1 protein-coding gene is annotated in these 233 nt (G+C 54.1%); it reads left to right on the top strand.

What is annotated here, in order from left to right:
- Positions 1 to 233: mechanosensitive ion channel family protein (locus LI126_RS15180; protein WP_227165743.1), on the top strand; the 233-nt coding region annotated here is incomplete at both ends.

The following is a 233-nucleotide window of genomic DNA, read 5'->3' as shown; positions in this document are numbered from 1 at the left end:
CCTGCTTTCTTTGATTGGCGTACCGGTGGGAACCCTCGTCGCCAGTGCCGGAATCTTTAGTATTGCTTTGGGACTTGGCGCACAGGGATTCGTCAGCGACATGGTCAACGGTTTTTTTATTTTGCTGGAAAAACAGCTTGACGTTGGCGATGTCGTGGTAATCGGTACGGTTAAGGGCACGGTTTCTGGCATTGGACTGCGAACTACCCGCGTCACCAGCGCGGATGGCACGC

Origin of the sequence: Mediterraneibacter sp. 210702-DFI.5.30 (assembly GCF_020560115.1) — a bacterium.
GTDB classification, from domain to species: domain Bacteria; phylum Bacillota; class Clostridia; order Lachnospirales; family Lachnospiraceae; genus Mediterraneibacter; species Mediterraneibacter faecis.
This window is presented reverse-complemented; position numbering and strand designations above follow the sequence as displayed.